General features: G+C 46.9%; 2 protein-coding genes. One reads left to right on the forward strand and one right to left on the reverse strand.

The window, feature by feature from the left end; genetic code table 11:
• The coding region (locus ACWHAR_RS26295) for a NifU family protein (RefSeq protein ID WP_452088327.1) at positions 1-302 on the forward strand (302 nt) is incomplete at its 5' end.
• A gap of 42 nt (positions 303-344) precedes the next feature.
• On the opposite strand, the gene ACWHAR_RS26300 is transcribed toward ACWHAR_RS26295, so the two are convergent.
• Positions 345-763, reverse strand: a 419-nt coding sequence (locus ACWHAR_RS26300; protein ID WP_452088328.1) for an alpha/beta hydrolase family protein, incomplete at its 5' end; no start/stop codon positions are given.

Here is a 763-nt window from a genome sequence, read left to right on the forward strand (position 1 = left end):
AAACAATAGATTTTTATTGTTACACTGAATATAATGGTTTTATGACGACGAAAGGAGCGAATGTCATGACTGAAGTTGAAATGAAAGAACAGGTGCAGGAAGTACTGGACAAACTTCGTCCGTTTTTACTTCGTGACGGCGGTGACTGTGAGCTTGTAGACGTAGATGAAGGTATCGTTAAGCTTCGTCTTCTAGGCGCATGCGGCAGCTGCCCAAGTTCAACAATTACGCTGAAAGCCGGAATTGAGCGCGCTCTTCTAGAAGAAGTGCCGGGTGTCGTTGAAGTAGAACAAGTCTTTTAATAAAGCAGCCAGGCTGATATTTGATCAGCCTGGCTTTTTTTATTAGAGATATTGGTCAAACCATGAGCTGATATAATTCAGGCGCTTGATCCGCTGTCTTAGGTGTCCGGTGCGTGACAAATTGTGCGATGCATTCGGAAAACGGACAAGCATGGTTTCCTTGCCCATTTTTTTCAGAGCGATAAACAGCTGCTCCGCCTGCTCGATCGGGCACCGGTCATCCCGCTCGCCATGCAGAATCAAAAGCGGTGTCTCCACGTTTGCTGCGTATTTTAAAGGAGATCGGTCCCAGAGCTTTTCTGTGTCCTCAAACATGTCATGCCCAAGCTGCCAGTCTGTAAAGAAATAGCCGATATCACTGACGCCGTGAAAGCTGATCCAATTTGATATCGAGCGCTGGGTAACGGCAGCTTTAAAGCGGTTCGTCTGCCCGACGATCCAGTTGGTCATAAAACCTCCGT

The sequence above is a fragment of the Bacillus sp. LR--39 genome (assembly GCF_053613335.1).